Genomic DNA, 16,482 nt, shown 5'->3' with positions numbered 1-16,482 from the left:
ATGTTGATTGCGTTCATCATTCTGGTCGGCATGCTGATTGCCTTCAAGGAACTGTGGCCCTTGCTGCGAAGGAAGCAGTACCGGGATGCAGTGGTGTGCGGGCTGCTGTCCGGCGCAGGCCTTTTCTGTTCCGCGGCGGCGGGGGCGGGGGTGAAATGGCAGAGCCCGCTGCAGCTTCTGGTTTTTTTGTATGATCCTGTAGTGAAGTGGATGCGCTGGATTCTGTAGCGCTGCGGAAGGGGAGAATCGTTTGTGAAACCGCCAGGTCAGGAAAGAATCAGTACCCGACAAGTCGCGTGTTTGATCTTCTATATGATTGTCGGAGATATGCTGTTTGTTCTGCCTCCCCTCACCGCCGCCAAGAGCGGGTCTGCGGCCTGGCTCTCGGCTTTGATAGCCGTTCCGGCCGCCCCGCTGATTATGTGGCTGCTGCTCGTTGTGAGCCGGCTTCATCCGGAGCTGCGGCTGAGCGGACTGGCAGAGAAGGTGCTCGGCAAATGGCCGGGAAGGATCGTCTCCGCCGGGTATGCGGTGTATTTTGTGCTCGGCGGCGCCATCTATGCCCGGGAGACTGTAGATTTTCTCAGTACGGAGATTTTGACGGATACGCCGATCCGGGTGCTGGATATTTTGGGACTCCTCGCCATCACTTATGCGCTGCGCAAAGGGCTGGAGCCGATCGCCCGCTCGGGCGAGATTTTCTTCGGGATATTCATCGCGGTGCTGGTTGTGGTTATCATCCTGACGATTCCTAATTTCACATGGACGAATCTTCAGCCGGTAACCGGGAACGGCGCACTCTCGATTGTCAAGGGAGGAATATACAATGCGCTGTTTCCCTGGACGGAGCTCTGCCCGTTGCTCGTACTGATGCCTTATGTCAAGCGGCGGAAGCACACCGGCCGCGATCTGCTGCTGACCAGTCTACTGGGCTCGTTCCTGATGGTCGGCATTATTGCTGCGTGTCTGCTTGTGCTCGGGGAGGGGCTGTGCCGGACCTTGCTCTATCCGGCTTATGTGCTTGCCCAATCCATAGATATCGGCCACTTTCTGCAACGAATCGAAGTGATGCTCGCGATCAACTGGCTATTCGGAATCTGCTTCAAAGCGACTCTGTACCAGTTCGCCTTTCTGGAAATGCTGGCGGGGATGACAAGGATGAAGGACAAAAAGCCGCTCATTTATCCCGGCATCCTGCTGATGTTCGGCTTGACTTACCTCATTAGCCCCAACATGCTGTACTATGCCTTTTATATCACCGACTACTATTTAATGTGGGATATTACGTTCGGCATTCTGCTGCCGCTCCTGATCCTTGCCGTTGCTCTGGTCCGCAAGAAGCGTGCGGCCGCTTGAACCGGCTCTCCCGCTGATTTATGATCGGAGTAGAAGGGGAGGTGCCGGCATGAATCTGTTTCTTGAAATCCCCAAGCTCAACCGCCATTTTCCGTTTCGCTGCTTCACGAATCAAGGGGACACGCTGGTCTACCCGCATTGGCACAAAGAGATCGAGATCATCTATGTGACCAAGGGCACGCTTCAGCTCGGCATCAACGACGAGCCGGTCCAGATGCGGCAGGGCGAAATCCAGTTCATCAACGGCGGGGACGTGCATTTCTTCCTGGCCTCTCCCGACAGCGAACGCGCGGTCATCCAGTTCGATCTCCAGCTCTTCCAGGAGGTGCTGGCCTGGAGCGGCGAAGATATCGGGCTGCGCGACGTCTTCACCCAGATGGCGCATTCCAGTCTGGAATGGCCCGAAGAGACGGCTTCCCGCATGAGGAAGCTGATCGAAGATATTTTCCGCGAGAATGCAGAGAGGGGCCCGGCCTGGGGCTACCGGTTGAAGGCGCGCGTATTTGATATGTTCGCGCTTATTGTGCGCGAGGTCCCGTCCGATCCCCATGCCGCAGACCCCCGCATCTCCGAGGATGCGCTGAACCGGTCCCGGGATACGCTCGGGAAGCTGGAGCGGATCTTCAACTATGTGGAGAGCCACTACCGGGAGCCGATTTCGCTGGGAGAGGTCGCCGATTATATGGGGTTTAGCCCGTATTACTTCACCAAGCTGTTCAAGCGCAATACGGGCATGACGTTTATCGAGTTCCTCAATGAATACCGGCTGAACAAAGCCAAATGGCTGCTGCTGAACGAAGAAACCTCGATGGCGGAGGTCGCCGAGAGCGCCGGATTCGGCAGCGTCAAGACGTTCCACCATCTGTTCAAGGAATCGACCGGCGTATCGCCGCTGCGCTACCGGAGGACAATATTCGGGAATAATACGACAAGAATGTAGGAAGAAAGCGCTTCGCCTCTTCGGTATTATAGGAGTGTGAACGAAACCTAACTTTAGAGCGTGGAGGTCTATCTGGCTTATGACACTTCGAATCGGAATTATCGGCTGCGGCGGCATTGCGAACGGCAAACATATGCCCGCCCTGAAAGCAATCAAGGAAGCGCAGATGGTGGCATTCTGCGATATCGTGCCCGAGCGGGCGGAGAAAGCGAAGAGCCAGTTCGGCGACGAGAACGCGGCGGTCTATACGGATTACCGCGAACTGCTGGCGGACGGAAGCATTGATGTGGTGCATGTGTGCACTCCGAATATCTCCCACGCCGAAATTTCCATCGCGGCGATGGAAGCGGGCAAGCATGTGATGTGCGAGAAGCCGATGGCCAAGACGACGGCCGAAGCGCAGGCGATGATCGATGCGTCCAAGCGGACGGGACGGAAGCTGACGATCGGTTACCAGAACCGGTTCCGCGCCGACTCGCAGTACCTGCATACGGTATGCGAGAACGGAGAACTGGGCGAGATCTACTATGCCAAGGCCAAAGCGATCCGTCGCCGCGCCGTTCCGACCTGGGGCGTCTTCCTGGACGAGGAAGCGCAGGGCGGAGGACCGCTGATCGATATCGGCACGCATGCCCTCGACCTGACGCTCTGGATGATGGACAATTATAAACCGAAATATGTAGTAGGGAACGCCTACCACAAGCTGTCTGGTCGCAAGAACGCGGCGAACGCCTGGGGACCTTGGGACCCCGAGAAATTTACGGTCGAAGATTCGGCCATCGGTTTCATTACGATGGAGAACGGAGCGACCATCGTGCTGGAAGCAAGCTGGGCGCTGAACACGCTGGATGTCGGCGAAGCGAAGACCACTCTTCACGGAACGGAAGGCGGCGCCGATATGGAGAAGGGGCTGCGCATCAACGGCGAGGCGCACGGCCGTACCTACGAGAAGACGATCGGTCTGGATGCGGGCGGCGTCGATTTCTACGACGGCGCAGGCGATGACCCGGCGGTGGCGGAAGCCCGCCAGTGGATCAGCAGCATTCTCGACGGCACCGAGCCAGTCGTGAAGCCGGAGCAGGCTCTGATTGTGACCCGGATTTTGGAGGCCATTTATACCTCCTCGGAGACCGGACAGCCCGTTTATTTTGACTGAATGACTGTGTGAGTAACTGAGTAACTGATTAAATGATTAATTAACTGATTGACATAACCTATATATGATCCTTGGGGAGAGAAGTTAAGACGATGACCAGAGTAACCGTATGGAACGAGTATCGGCATGAGCTGCAGGAAGAACGGATTCGGGAGATCTACCCGGCGGGCATCCACAATCAGATTGCAAGCTTTCTGATTGCAGCCGGGATGGAAGTCGGTACGGCCACGCTGGATGAGCCGGAACACGGGCTGACGCAGGAGGTCCTGGACCGTACCGACGTGCTGATCTGGTGGGGACACATGGCCCACGGAGAAGTCAGCGACGAGATTGTGAACCGGGTGCACGACCGCGTGCTGAAGGGAATGGGCCTTGTGGTTCTGCACTCGGGCCATATGTCCAAAATCTTCATGAAGCTGATGGGCACAAGCTGTGATCTGAAATGGCGCGACGCCGGCGAGAAGGAACGCATCTGGGTCATGAATCCGAGCCATCCGATCGCGGAAGGCATCGGAGAGTACATTGACCTCGAACGCGAGGAGATGTACGGAACGCATTTCGATGTGCCGGCTCCTGACGAACAGATCTTCGTCGGCTGGTTCGAGGGCGGCAACGTCTTCCCGAGCGGATTGACCTACCGCCGCGGCAGCGGCAAGATCTTCTATTTCCAGCCCGGCCATGAAGCCTATCCAATCTATTATCATCCCGATATCCAGCGCGTCATTGTCAACGGCGTCCGCTGGTGCGAGCCTACACCGCGCGCATATCCGGTATACGGCCATTCGGAAGCTCTGGAACCGATCAAAGGAGGCGCAGTGCTCTTATGAAACTCGGCGTATTCGATCCCGTATTCGCATCATTGACCTTGGAAGAAATGCTCGACAAGCTGGAAGCGGCCGGCCTGCAGGCCGTAGAAATCGGCTCCGGCGGCAATCCCGGCAACAGTCATTGCCCGACGGACGATCTGCTCGTAAGCGAAGCCGCACGCAAGGCGTATCTGGAGAAATTCGAGCGCCGCGGTCTGACAATCAGCGCGTTCAGCTGTCATAACAACCCGATATCACCGGACCCGGAAGAGGCGAAGGCCGGCGACGAGATTCTCCGCAAAAGCATTAAGCTCGCTTCGCTGATGGGCGTGCCTGTCGTCAATACGTTCTCCGGCACGGCCGGGGACAGCGACGACGCCAAGGCTCCGAACTGGCCGGTCATTGCCTGGCCGACCGTCTATTCCGACATTCTGGAATGGCAGTGGGAGCAGAAGCTCATTCCGTACTGGAAGGAGATCGGCAAGTTCGCCGAAGAGCACGGCGTCAAGATCGGCATCGAGCTGCACGGCGGCTTCCTCTGCCATTCGCCGTATACGATCCTGAAGCTGCGCGAAGCGACCTGCGACGCCATCGGCGTCAATCTGGACCCGAGCCATCTCTGGTGGCAGGGCATCGATCCGGTTGCCGCCATCAAGATTCTCGGCAAGGCCGGAGCCATCCATCATTTTCATGCCAAGGACACGTATCTGGACCAGGACAACATCAACCTGTACGGCGTGCTCGACATGCAGCCATACGGCAACGTGCAGACGCGCGCCTGGACCTTCCGGTCCGTGGGCTGCGGCCACAGCATGACCGAATGGTCGAACATCATCAGCGCGCTGCGGACCTATGGCTACGACCATGTGGTCAGCATTGAGCACGAAGATCCGCTGATGTCGGTCGACGAAGGCTTCCAGCGCGCCGTGACGAATCTGCAGTCGATTCTGATCCGCGACCAGCCGACGGATATGTGGTGGGCTTAAGCCCGCCGCCCCTCGCTTCATCGGGTTATCAGGTCACCGGTTCAGTCCGCCCAGCGGACCGCCGGTGGCCTTTGCTTCAATTTCGGGAACGTACAAGACCAGAAATCCAGAAGGGAAGTTAATGGAATGGAGAACAAGACCTATAACGTTGTGGTCGTCGGTTACGGCGGCATGGGCAGTTACCACGGACAGCTGATCGCTCCGGTGCCCGGCATCGCGCTTACGGGCGTATACGATATTGTGGAATACCGGATGGAGCTGGCCCGCAGCCAGGGCTTCCGGACTTATGGAAGCTACGGGGAAGTGCTGGCCGACGAGAGCGTCGATGTTGTCGTGATTGCGACTCCGAACGATGTTCATAAGGATCTGGCCATTCAGGCGCTCCAGGCCGGCAAGCACGTCGTCTGCGAGAAGCCGGTTACGGTGACCAGCGCCGAGCTGCTGGAGATTGTTCAGGCGGCCAAGGAAGCGGACCGGGTATTCATGGTTCACCAGAACCGGCGCTGGGATGAGGACTTCCTCATGGTCAAGAACCTGGTCGAGAACAAGAAGGCCGGCGAGGTCTTTCATGTAGAGTCCCGCGTACAGGGAGCGAACGGAATTCCGGGAGACTGGCGTCAGCTGAAAGCCTACGGCGGCGGCATGCTGCTGGACTGGGGCGTTCATCTGCTCGATCAGCTCCTCCTGCTTACGGACAGCGAGATCGAGACGGTGACGGCCAGCCTCAGTACAATTTTGGGCACCGAAGTGGACGACGGCTTCACTGCCCACATCCGGTTCAAGGACGGTCTCACCGCAGTGATTGAAGTCGGCACCACGAACTTCATTAAGCTGCCACGCTGGTACGTCAAGGGCACGGAGGGAACGGCAGTTATCTATGACTGGGACCTCAGCGGCGAGATTGTGACCCGCAACCAGGCAGTGGCCCATGTGGAGCCGAAGCCGATCCAGGCCGGCGTCGGCCTGACGAAGACCATGGCCCCGCCGAGCGAGGAATCGACGATCCGCGAGCCGTTCGAACGCGTTCCCTCGAAGACCGAGAGCTTCTACGAGAACCTGGTATCTGTCATCGAAGGCAAAGCTCAACCGCTTGTCCGGAACGAGCAGGTGCACCGCGTGCTGGTGCTGATCGAGGCCATCTTTGAGTCGGCAGAGACCCGAAGCGTGGTTCACCGGACGTTCTGATCGATCCCAAGACCAAGAAGCCTTTCCCGGAAGAGAAGATCGCCAATTGCGCGGCCTGCGCCTCCAACTGCGTCTGTTGATTCAGCAGATAGTGGCGCATCGTCCGAAGATCCAGACAATCCCGAACAGGTGGATCGTAAGGGAACTCCGTTCTTCGCCTGGGAGAATGAGGGGCCCCAATGCAGGCTGGCCGTGAAATCAATCTCCAGACTGCGGGGCCGCCCGGCGTATGATATACTGGCTGAAAAACAAAGCAGGGATGTGTCGCGAGTGAATGAACTGCGTTTCCGCCCGCGCTGGCGGGCGGACAAGCTGGACCGGCTCGGCTCTTCAATCTTCGCCGAGGTGGCCGTCTGGCGCTCGGAAGCCCGCCGCCTGGGCCGGGATATCATTGATCTCGGGATCGGCAGCCCGGACCGGGGTCCGTCTCCCGAGATCCGCGCGGCGCTTGGCCGCGCCGTTCAGCGCGGGGACGCCTACGGCTACCCGTCCTCGCAGGGGAGCGCGGCTTACCGGCGCAGCGCCGCGGCGTGGATGAAATTCCGCTTCGGCGTCACGCTCGATCCGGACGAAGAGGTGCTTGCCCTCATGGGCTCGCAAGACGGGCTGACCCATCTGGCGCTGGCAGTCTGCAATCCGGGCGATATCGCCCTTGTCCCGGACCCGGGCTATCCGATCTATGCCGGAGCGCTGGAGATTGCGGGCGTGAAGCCGTGGCCGCTGCCCCTTCGGGCCGGGAACCACTTTCTGCCCGATCTCGCGGCCATACCGGCGGAAGTGCTGGAGCAGGCCCGGTTCATTCTGCTTAATTTCCCGGGCAATCCCGTGTCGGTTCGGGCCGACGCAGCATTCTTCCGGGAGCTGCTGGAGCTGGCGCGGCGTCACGGGCTGCTGGTGGTCCACGACTTGGCCTATTCAGAGATGGGGTTCGACGGCTACCGGCCGATGAGCATACTGGAGGTGGAGGGAGCGGCTGATACAGCCGTTGAATTTCATTCCTTCTCCAAAAGCTTCAACATGGCCGGCTGCCGCATCGGCTTTCTTGCGGGCAACCGCGAAGCCGTCTCGGCGCTCGGCGAGCTGAAGAGCAACATCGACTACGGCGTCTTCGAGCCGATTCAGGAGGCGGCCATCGCCGCGCTGGAGCAGGCGATGGGACCGGCCCCCGGTCCGGGCGTCGGACCGGTGTATGAACGCCGGCGCAATGTGTTCGCGGCGGCGTTGGAAGCGGCGGGCTGGCCGGTGCCGAAGCCGGCCGCCACGATGTTCGTCTGGGCGCCGCTGCCGCCCGGACTCCCGGATGCGGTCTCCGGGGCATCGGAGGGCGCTTCCCGGCGCTTCGCCCGGGAGCTTCTGCTCGCCACCGGGGTAGCGGTGATTCCGGGAAGCGCTTTTGGCCGCGAAGGAGAGGGGTATGTACGGATCGCCCTTGTCGAAGAGGAGGATCGGCTGCTGGAAGCGGCCCGCCGGATCGGCGCGTTCATCCAGTCCCGCTGACCGGGGCGGCTGCCTCTACTCTTCGAGGGTAACCCTGTAGTGCATGGCGGCGAACGGCCGTTCATTCTATCCCCTCCAACGGCGGTATGGTCCTGCTTATGCCGGGAGTATAACAGACCCGGCGGAGGAGCAGAAGCGGAGCGGGAAAGGAACGACAAACAAGGCGATCCGTTTGGCCGGATCGCCTTGTTTGCGTTTTCCCTGTCAGGGCAGGATTTCAGATTAATATTCGTGGAACATCTCGCCGATGCGCAGATAATCCGTCGTCTGGGTCAGGGCGAGGGAGAGCAGGATGCGCGCTTTTTGCGGGACCAAGCTGTTGCAGGGGATGGAGTTGGCCGAAAGGTCGATGTACGCATCCTTCAGCGTAATCCCGCTGGAGATGCGCGAGCAGCGCACGACCGGAATGTTGTTCTCCTTCAGCTCCCCGACCTTGTCGATCCAAGGCTTGCTGTAGATTCCGCCGCCCGCGCCCGCAATGACGATGCCGTTCGAGGTTGAAGCGAAATAGTCCAGAATGCCGGGATCGGCGTCCACGTGGAAGTAGGCGACCGGAACTTTCGGCAGCTCCGTCAGGCCGGTGACGTCGAACTGGGCGGCGGTAGTATGCCGCTTGATGGAGCGTGTATAGAAGAAGGCTTCGGCGTCCCGCATATATCCGAGACAGCCGAAATCCCGCTCGTCAAAGGCGTTCGCCTTGAAGGTATTGACCTTCTGCACATCGCGGCCGCTGTAGATGCCTTCTGCGAAGACGACCATAACGCCTTGTCCGTGCGCCTCGGGATTGACGGCCAGCGCAATGGACTGGTACAGATTAAGCGGTCCGTCGGCGCTGAGCGCGGTAGCCGGACGCATGGAGCCGGTCAGGATGACCGGCTTGTCCGTTTTGACGGTCAGATTCAGGAAGTAGGAGGTCTCATCCAGGGTGTCGGTTCCGTGGGTAATGACGAACCCGTGGACATCGTCGCGCAGCGACAGACGGTTGATCAGCGATGCCAGTGTCAGCCAGTGGCTGCCGGTAATGTCGGCGCTGCACAGATTGCTGACCTGAATGCCCGCCATATTGGCCAGCCGATCCAGATGGGGGACGCTGTCCAGCAACGCCTGAAAGTCCAGCGTTCCCGGCTCGTAATTGGTCGTCCGGTGATTCTCGCCGCTCCCGGCGATCGTGCCTCCGGTGGCAAGCAGCACAATGTTCTTCAGGTTCGGGTTATAGTAGGGGGAACTCTCGAATGAGACGTCCTCTTGATGTAGGTTCATGCGGTTATCCTCTCCAGGGCGGGGGGCCCGTATTCAATATTCATAGATGTAGGAAAACTATCGCATTTGCAGCGGAATGTCAATGGTCCGACTGCCCGTTTAACGCGGTGTTCCTTTAATTGAGTCCCGGTATTTACTCTGCGTGTTAACTGTATGTTAAGCAAGTCATACAAACAAACGCGGACTTTACACAAAAATGATCTTTTTTGTGAAAAATCAAGAAGACCTTCTCTCAAACTATGCTATAATATCGCCGTGTAGCAGGTAGAAATAGGCATCATTAATATTTTCTTTTTGGGAGGAGCAAGCAGATGATGAAGGGCAGGAAGAATGGGAACAAGCCGCTGGCTTCGATCCTGGCCGCCGCCGTGTTGTCGGTCCAGGTTCTGGGCGGAGCGGTTGCGGGATCTTTGGTGGGAACGAAGAAGGCGGAGGCCGCTCCGGCTTCGGGGACCTCGGTACAATTGAGAGTGTTAAGCACTACCGATGTACACTCCAATGTCTATGGCTTTGACTATTTCTCCAATACTCCGACTGTGACGGTCGGTCTGGATCGAACTGCGAGTCTGATCAAGAAAGCACGTGAAGAGGTGCCGAGCACTAACAGCGTACTGCTGGACAATGGAGACCTGATTCAAGGAACTCCGATGGCTACATATTTTGTTAAGGAAAATCCGGGATTCCCACAAGATGCAGAAAGTATCCAGCCGATGATTGCCGCGCTGAATGTCATGAAATATGATGTGGCGACGCTGGGTAACCATGAATTCAATTATGGACTGGATTTTCTGAAACGCAGTATTTACGGCTACGATACAGGAAGTGGTGCCAAGGCCGGTACGGGTGCAAATTTTGATTATATCAATGCCAATGTTTATGAGACCGACGGAGTGACTAACGCCTTTCAGCCTTACGTTATTAAAGAAATGAAAGTAAAAGACAGTAAAGGCGATGACCAGACCATCCGGGTGGGATACCTGGGACTGGTAACTCCGCAGATTATGGATTGGGACAAAGCCAATCTAAGCGGCAAGGTGGTCACCAAAGGAATTGTAGAGACCGCTCGGAAATATGTGAAAATTCTGAAAGAAGAGGAACATGTCGATGTCGTGATTGCCATGGCTCACAGCGGCTTTGACGGAACTGCCAGCGATAACGACCCCAACGTCGAGAATGCGATTAACGGGCTGAGCAAGGTGGGTGGCATTGATGCCATCACGTTCTCTCATACCCACAAAGCTTTCCCTACCGGGGATGACAAGACGCTTGATTCCTCCTTTAAAGATCCGGCAACCAATCTTCCTTACAACAAGGATAATGTCAAAATAGACAACATTAACGGCCACATCAACGGCACACCTGCGGTTCAGGCCGGCTACGGCGGAGCCTATCTCGGCCAGATTGACCTGGCCATTAAGTGGAATGGGAACGGCTGGTCGGTAGATAAGGAAGCCTCCAAGGCTTCGACCCGCTCCATTTATCAGACCAAAACGATTGATAACAAAAAGGTGAACATAGCTAATGTGGAACCCGACCAGAGTGTCGATGACGCGGTAGCGGCGGTTCACGAAGGAACGATCGGGTATACCGGCACCAAACTGGGCGAAACTACTTCGCCTATGAATAGCTATTTTGCTATGGTGCAGGACAATCCAACTGTCCAGATCGTGACTTATGCTCAGAAAAGGTATGTAGAAGATATGATCCAGCACGATGTGACGCTGGCGACCTATAAAGATTATCCTATACTCAGTGTAGGAGCTCCTTTCAAAGCGGGGCGCAACGGGGTTACGGAGTATACCAATATCAAGAAAGGGGACCTTACGATTCGCAGCGCAAGCGATCTGTATCTGTATGACAATACGCTAAAAGCGCTGGTTCTGAAGGGCCGAGATGTTAAAGAGTGGCTGGAAATGAGCGCCGGGGCCTACAATCAGATCAAGACCGGCATTACAACGCCACAACCGCTGCTGAACAATAACTTCTCCGTGTTCAACTTTGATGTGATCGACGGGATCAAGTATAAAATTGATGTAACCAAAAAAGCCAAATATAAGGCGGACGGCACGATCAACGACGCATCCTCGAGTCGTGTGTTCGACGTTACCTACAACGACAAGCCATTGGACGACGATATGGAATTCGTTGTGGTGACCAATAACTACCGTGCGAGCGGAGGCGGCAACTTCCCGGGTGTCAAGAACGGAAAGCTGATAATCGACTCCCAGATGGAAAATCGTCAAGTGCTGATGGATTATATTAGCAGCACCGATAAAGTGAACCCGGAAGCTGACAACAACTGGTCAATCGCTCCGATCAAGGGCAATGTGAATGTAACCTTTACTACAACTCCGGTTGCTGTTGATTTCCTTCCGGCCGATCAGAGCATTACCTATAATCCGGAATTGAATGAACCGGGGAATCGGTTCTATGCCGCGAATTCCAGAACCGGCGGTTTTGGCATTTACAATATCAATCTGAAGCAAACGGCTGCGGCTCCTACCCAGGACGTGGAAGTTCACCTGCTCGGCGTGAACGACTTCCATGGACAACTGGATACGACGAATACCGTGAGCGGCAAGAATGTGGGTACGGCGGCGATTTTGGCCACCTACCTGAAGCAGACCCGCGCTAAATACGACAACGCGCTTCTGTTCCACAACGGCGATTCCGTAGGGGCTTCCGCTCCGGTGTCCGCACTGGAACGCGATGAGCCAACGATGGAATGGATGAATATGATGGGCTTTGATGTCGGTACACTGGGCAACCATGAGTTCGACCAGGGCGTAGCCGCGCTGAAGGCCCAGATCTTCGGCGGATTGGATCCAAAGGATGGCAAGATTCAGCATGCCGGAGCGAACTTTGACTACATTAATGCGAATGCCATTGACACAGCGACCGGCACACCGATTCTGAACCCTTACGTCATCAAGGAAATCGGCGGGGTGAAGATCGGCTTTATCGGCACGGTAACCAAAGCGACACCGTCCAAGGTGGCCCCTTCCGGTCTGGTTGGCGTGAACTTCCTGAGCGCCGACGAAGAAGCTGAAGCGATCAACCGCTATGCGGCCAAGCTGGAGGAGAAGGGCGTGAAGACAATCGTCGTTCTGGCCCATGATCCGGCTACGACCAAAGGCGGAGCCGCGACAGGGGAAGCTACCAAGACGACCGGTACGACTACCGGCGAAGCGGCAGAGCTGTCGGATAAGCTCATCGCCAAGCTGAAGGAGAAAGACCCGAACGCGAAGTCTCCGATCGACGTGATCGTCGCCGGCGACAATCACGCTCTGGCCAACGGCTATGTCAACGGCATGCTGATTGTGCAGGCTTACTCGTACGGGACAGCCTTTGAAGACATCAAGCTTGTCATTGACCCTGCGACCGGCGACGTGAAGTCCAGCAGCGCCGTGGTAACCAGCACCTTCCAGGAAGGCGTAAAGCCTGACCCGGATACGGTTGCTCTGGTCAACAAATATCTGACCAAGCATCCGGAACTGACCAACCCGGTCGGCAGTACGGACGGCACGATTACGAGAACCGATGCGTACACCAAAGAGACGGCGCTCGGCAACCTGATCGCGGATTCCATGCGCTTTGCCGACTTCGGCGACAAAGCCGGCCCTGCCGACTTTGCCTTCATGAATCCGGGCGGTATCCGCGCCGATATGCCGAAGGGCAGCGTCACTTACGGCGATCTGGCCAAGATCCAGCCGTTCGGCAATACGCTGGTGAAGCTGGAACTGACCGGCGCCCAGATCAAGACGCTGCTGCAGCAGCAGTGGGGAGCAACCGATGCGGATACGAAGACGCTGCAGATTTCCGGCCTCAAGTATACGGCCAATCTGAAACTGCCGATTGCCGATCGTGTCCTCTCCATGACCAAGGCGGACGGCACACCGATTGACATGAACGCGAAGTACACGGCGGTTGTGAACAACTTCATGGCCGACGGCGGAGATAACTACAAGGTGCTTCCGCAGGCATCGTCCAAGCTGATCGGACTCACGGACCTGGAGGCTCTGTATAACTACATCGTTCAGACCTTCAACTACGGACCGATTACGGCAAAAATCGAAGGACGCATTACGAACCAGACCGACTCGGGTTCGGGTACGAACCCGACACCGACTCCGGTGTCGACTACGAGCCCGGCCGCAACGCCGTCGCCGACTCCGGCTGCTTCCGCAGCGCCTTCGGCCAGCCCGGCTCCGTCGGCCACTCCGCTCCCAAGCCCTTCGGCAGCTCCGGTATTCAAGGATCTGGCCAAGGTGGCCTGGGCTCAGGAGGCTGTCTCCTCCCTGGCTTCCCAGGGAATCATCAAGGGCGTGAGCGGCTCCGACTTCGCTCCGCTGAAAGAAGTCACCCGCGCCGAGTTCATCACGATGATCGTGCGCGCGCTGAACCTGCAGCCGACGGGCGCGGCATCCTTCAAGGATGTGAAGCAGGGCGCCTGGTATACGGATGCCATTACGGCAGCCGTGAACGCCGGCATCGTCAAAGGCTCCGGCAGCGGCAAGTTCGAACCGTCCCGGGCCATCACCCGCGAGGAAATGGCGATTATGATCGCCAACGCGCTCGGCGACAAGCTTCCGGCGGTCAACAAGACGACGGCGCTGGCCGATTTTGCAGACAAATCGAAGATCGCTTCCTATGCCCAAGAGGCGGTGGCGAAGCTGGCCCAGGCCGGTATCGTCAACGGCGTTGACAGCGACTCCTTCGCGCCGAAGGGGATCGCGAACCGCGCCCAGGCGGCGGTTATTGTCTACCGCATGCTGGATAAAGCCTCCTGATCCACCTCTATCCAGGCCATGCGCCAAGAAGAGCCTTCCCGGACATCGGGAAGGCTCTTCTCTTTGCATCGGTTTCTCTTTGCATCGGTCCCGGGACGGAGTCTTCTTCCATCCCTGGCTGCTGTCCGAAACGCCGTTTCTCCGATACAATCAGATGGAGAAGCAAATCCTGGAACATACGGAGGTTCGGAGTATATGGATAAACGCACACTGTGGGGGCTGCTGCTGGTCATTCTGGGAGTGCTCCTGTTCGCGGGCAGGGGCGATATTATGGAGCCGGGCAGAGTCTTCACCTATTTCTGGCCAAGCCTGTTCGTCATTCCGCTCGGCATTCTGATGCACTGGCTGTATTTCTACGCCACCCGGAGACGCGGCAGCGGGCTGCTTATTCCCGGCGGCATCCTGCTGGTCAGCGGAATCATCTTCCAGATCTCGATGCTGCTGGACGCCTGGGAGTACACCTGGCCCGGCTTTCCGCTTGCGGTTGCCTTCGGGCTGCTGGAATTCTACTGGTTCGGCGGACGCAACCGCTGGATTCTGATTCCCGTCTTTATTCTCGGCGGAGCTTCGCTGACGTTCTTCATGATCTTCACCGTAGGGACGCTGCTGAGCGTGAGCGTGCTGGGACAATCGGTGGGGGCTGTGCTGCTGGTGGCCGCGGGCCTTGCCCTGATGATGGGCCGCAGACGGGGAGAACGGTACTGAAGCTAACGGCATTGACAATGAAATTGGAAGTGGGCTATACTTTTAGCTAATTCGATAGCGGAAGTACGTTGAACGAGTCAGTAGCAGCCTTTGTCCCTGTCCCAGAAAGCCGGGGGGCGATGGAACCCGGTACATACAAGGACTGCGAATTACACTCTGGAGTATCTTGGGTAATGCCAAGCGGATCAGGCGAACGTTAACTCGCCGGGAGCGGTGCGTTCCTGACCCGATACGGGAGGGGGCGCGCAACCAGGGTGGTAACGCGGTGTATCCATCGTCCCTGTGCCGATATGAATCGGCGCACGGGGCGATTTTTTGCGTTCCGGCGGCGATGTCCGGCGGTGTGAAGACCGGCTCCGTTCAACAAATTCTGCAGAATCTGACCCCAAAAGGAGCTGTGCAATTTGAACATCATCGACGAATTGGAATGGCGAGACGCCATTAATCAGCAGACCGACGCAGAGGGCCTGCGCGAGCTGACGGAGAGCAAGTCGATCTCGCTGTACTGCGGCGTCGACCCGACCGGCGACAGCATGCATATCGGCCATTTGATTCCGTTCATGGTACTGAGACGTTTCCAGATGGCCGGACACCGGCCGGTCATTCTGATCGGCGGCGCCACCGGTACGATCGGCGATCCAAGCGGACGGGCGACCGAGCGTTCGCTCCAGACGATGGAGCAGGTGCAGGCGAACGTCGATGCGCTGACGGCCCAGATGAAGAAGCTCTTCGTGACGGACGGCGACAACACGGTACGTATGGTCAACAACTACGATTGGACCAAGGACATGAACGTGATTGAATTCCTCCGGGACTTTGGCAAAAACTTCAGCATCAACACGATGCTGGCGAAGGATGTCGTGGCAAGCCGTCTGGACAACGGCATTTCGTTCACTGAATTCTCCTACCAGATTCTTCAGTCGATCGACTACCTCCATCTGTACCGGCACGAAGATGTGCAGCTCCAGGTCGGCGGGTCCGATCAGTGGGGCAACATTACGAGCGGCCTGGATCTGATCCGCAAAAAAGAAGGCGCCGAAGCGAAGGTATTCGGCCTGACAATCCCGCTCATGCTGAAGGCCGACGGCACGAAGTTCGGCAAGAGCGCGGGCGGCGCGATCTGGCTGGACCCGAAGAAGACGACGCCGTACGAGTTCTACCAGTTCTGGGCGAACGCCGATGACCGGGATGTGGTCAAGTACCTGAAGTACTTCACCTTCCTGACGAAAGAAGAGATTGAGGCGCTGGAGGAGAAGGTTCGGACCGAACCGCACAAGCGTGAGGCGCAGAAGGCGCTGGCCGAGGAAATGACCCGGTTCGTGCACGGCGAGGAGCTGCTGGAGCAGGCCAAGAAGATTACAGCGGCACTGTTCAGCGGCGATATCTCGGCGCTGACGGCCGATGAGATCGAAGAGGGCTTCAAGGAAATGCCGACGTACACCGCTGCTCCGGAGACGAAGAATATCGTCGACTGGCTCGTGGAGCTGGGCATTGAGCCTTCCAAACGGCAGGCCCGCGAAGATATTACGAAGGGCGCGATTTCCCTGAACGGGGAGCGCGTGAGCGAGCTGGAGTTCGAAGTCACGCCGGATCACGCCATTGGCGGCCGGTTCCTCATTATCCGCAAAGGCAAGAAGAACTACAGCCTGGTGAAGCTGGCGCAGCAATAAGGGCAGCAGCCGAAGGGGACTGCCGAGGAAGACGGCAATAACGGCACACGCGAAGAGGCTGTCCCAAAAGTAGATATTTCTAAGCTGAGAGGGACCACCTCCACTAAAAAGTAAACAAAGCGGCCGTTCAA

Annotated in this window: 12 protein-coding genes; 11 read left to right on the top strand and 1 reads right to left on the bottom strand. The window is 57.5% G+C overall.

Translation table 11 applies throughout. The features are described 5' to 3' along the window. The 8 genes from RBI05_RS13775 (at window position 1) to RBI05_RS13740 (ending at window position 7,926) form a co-directional block, all read left to right on the top strand. Entirely contained in the window at window positions 1–228 is a 228-nt protein-coding gene (locus RBI05_RS13775; protein ID WP_310551528.1) for a hypothetical protein, read from the top strand. 24 nt (window positions 229–252) lie between these two features. After that, on the top strand, window positions 253–1,356 hold the full coding sequence (locus tag RBI05_RS13770) for a GerAB/ArcD/ProY family transporter (protein ID WP_310551527.1): 1,104 nt from the start codon (window positions 253–255) through the stop codon (window positions 1,354–1,356). A gap of 49 nt (window positions 1,357–1,405) precedes the next feature. After that, window positions 1,406–2,296: a helix-turn-helix transcriptional regulator gene (locus RBI05_RS13765; RefSeq protein WP_310551526.1), complete on the top strand. Its 891-nt coding sequence runs from the start codon at window positions 1,406–1,408 to the stop codon at window positions 2,294–2,296. 79 nt (window positions 2,297–2,375) lie between these two features. Then, entirely contained in the window at window positions 2,376–3,452 is a 1,077-nt protein-coding gene (locus RBI05_RS13760) for a Gfo/Idh/MocA family protein (protein ID WP_150457723.1), read from the top strand. A gap of 92 nt (window positions 3,453–3,544) precedes the next feature. Then, window positions 3,545–4,279, top strand: a complete 735-nt coding sequence (locus tag RBI05_RS13755; protein ID WP_150457722.1) for a ThuA domain-containing protein — start codon at window positions 3,545–3,547, stop codon at window positions 4,277–4,279. Further along, window positions 4,276–5,244 (top strand): sugar phosphate isomerase/epimerase family protein, encoded by a 969-nt coding sequence (locus RBI05_RS13750; protein WP_150457721.1) that lies wholly within the window; start codon window positions 4,276–4,278, stop codon window positions 5,242–5,244. Before RBI05_RS13755 ends, RBI05_RS13750 begins: the two co-directional genes overlap by 4 nt. Before the next feature lie 126 nt (window positions 5,245–5,370). Further along, complete coding sequence (locus RBI05_RS13745; protein WP_310551525.1) at window positions 5,371–6,429, top strand: Gfo/Idh/MocA family protein; 1,059 nt, start codon at window positions 5,371–5,373, stop codon at window positions 6,427–6,429. A gap of 270 nt (window positions 6,430–6,699) precedes the next feature. Beyond that, entirely contained in the window at window positions 6,700–7,926 is a 1,227-nt protein-coding gene (locus RBI05_RS13740; RefSeq protein WP_310551524.1) for an aminotransferase class I/II-fold pyridoxal phosphate-dependent enzyme, read from the top strand. Window positions 7,927–8,148: 222 nt separating this feature from the next. Here RBI05_RS13740 and RBI05_RS13735 read toward each other — a convergent pair whose 3' ends face one another. Then, window positions 8,149–9,186, bottom strand: a complete 1,038-nt coding sequence (locus tag RBI05_RS13735) for an asparaginase (RefSeq protein ID WP_150457717.1) — start codon at window positions 9,184–9,186, stop codon at window positions 8,149–8,151. Between the two features lie 311 nt (window positions 9,187–9,497). Here RBI05_RS13735 and RBI05_RS13730 point away from each other — a divergent pair, with 311 nt between their 5' ends. From RBI05_RS13730 to tyrS, 3 genes are all read left to right on the top strand, one after another. Further along, entirely contained in the window at window positions 9,498–13,976 is a 4,479-nt protein-coding gene (locus RBI05_RS13730; protein WP_310551523.1) for a bifunctional 2',3'-cyclic-nucleotide 2'-phosphodiesterase/3'-nucleotidase, read from the top strand. Between the two features lie 195 nt (window positions 13,977–14,171). Then, window positions 14,172–14,681, top strand: a complete 510-nt coding sequence (locus RBI05_RS13725) for a LiaF transmembrane domain-containing protein (RefSeq protein WP_310551522.1) — start codon at window positions 14,172–14,174, stop codon at window positions 14,679–14,681. Window positions 14,682–15,085: 404 nt separating this feature from the next. After that, the gene (gene tyrS, locus RBI05_RS13720; protein WP_150457715.1) at window positions 15,086–16,351 is read left to right on the top strand and encodes a tyrosine--tRNA ligase; all 1,266 of its coding nucleotides are present in this window, start codon (window positions 15,086–15,088) and stop codon (window positions 16,349–16,351) included. Window positions 16,352–16,482 lie beyond the last annotated feature (131 nt).

The sequence above is a fragment of the Paenibacillus glufosinatiresistens genome (assembly GCF_031470375.1).
GTDB lineage: Bacteria > Bacillota > Bacilli > Paenibacillales > Paenibacillaceae > Paenibacillus_AQ > Paenibacillus_AQ glufosinatiresistens.
The sequence above is the reverse complement of the archived record's forward strand: the minus strand, read 5'-3'. Positions and strand labels throughout refer to the sequence as shown.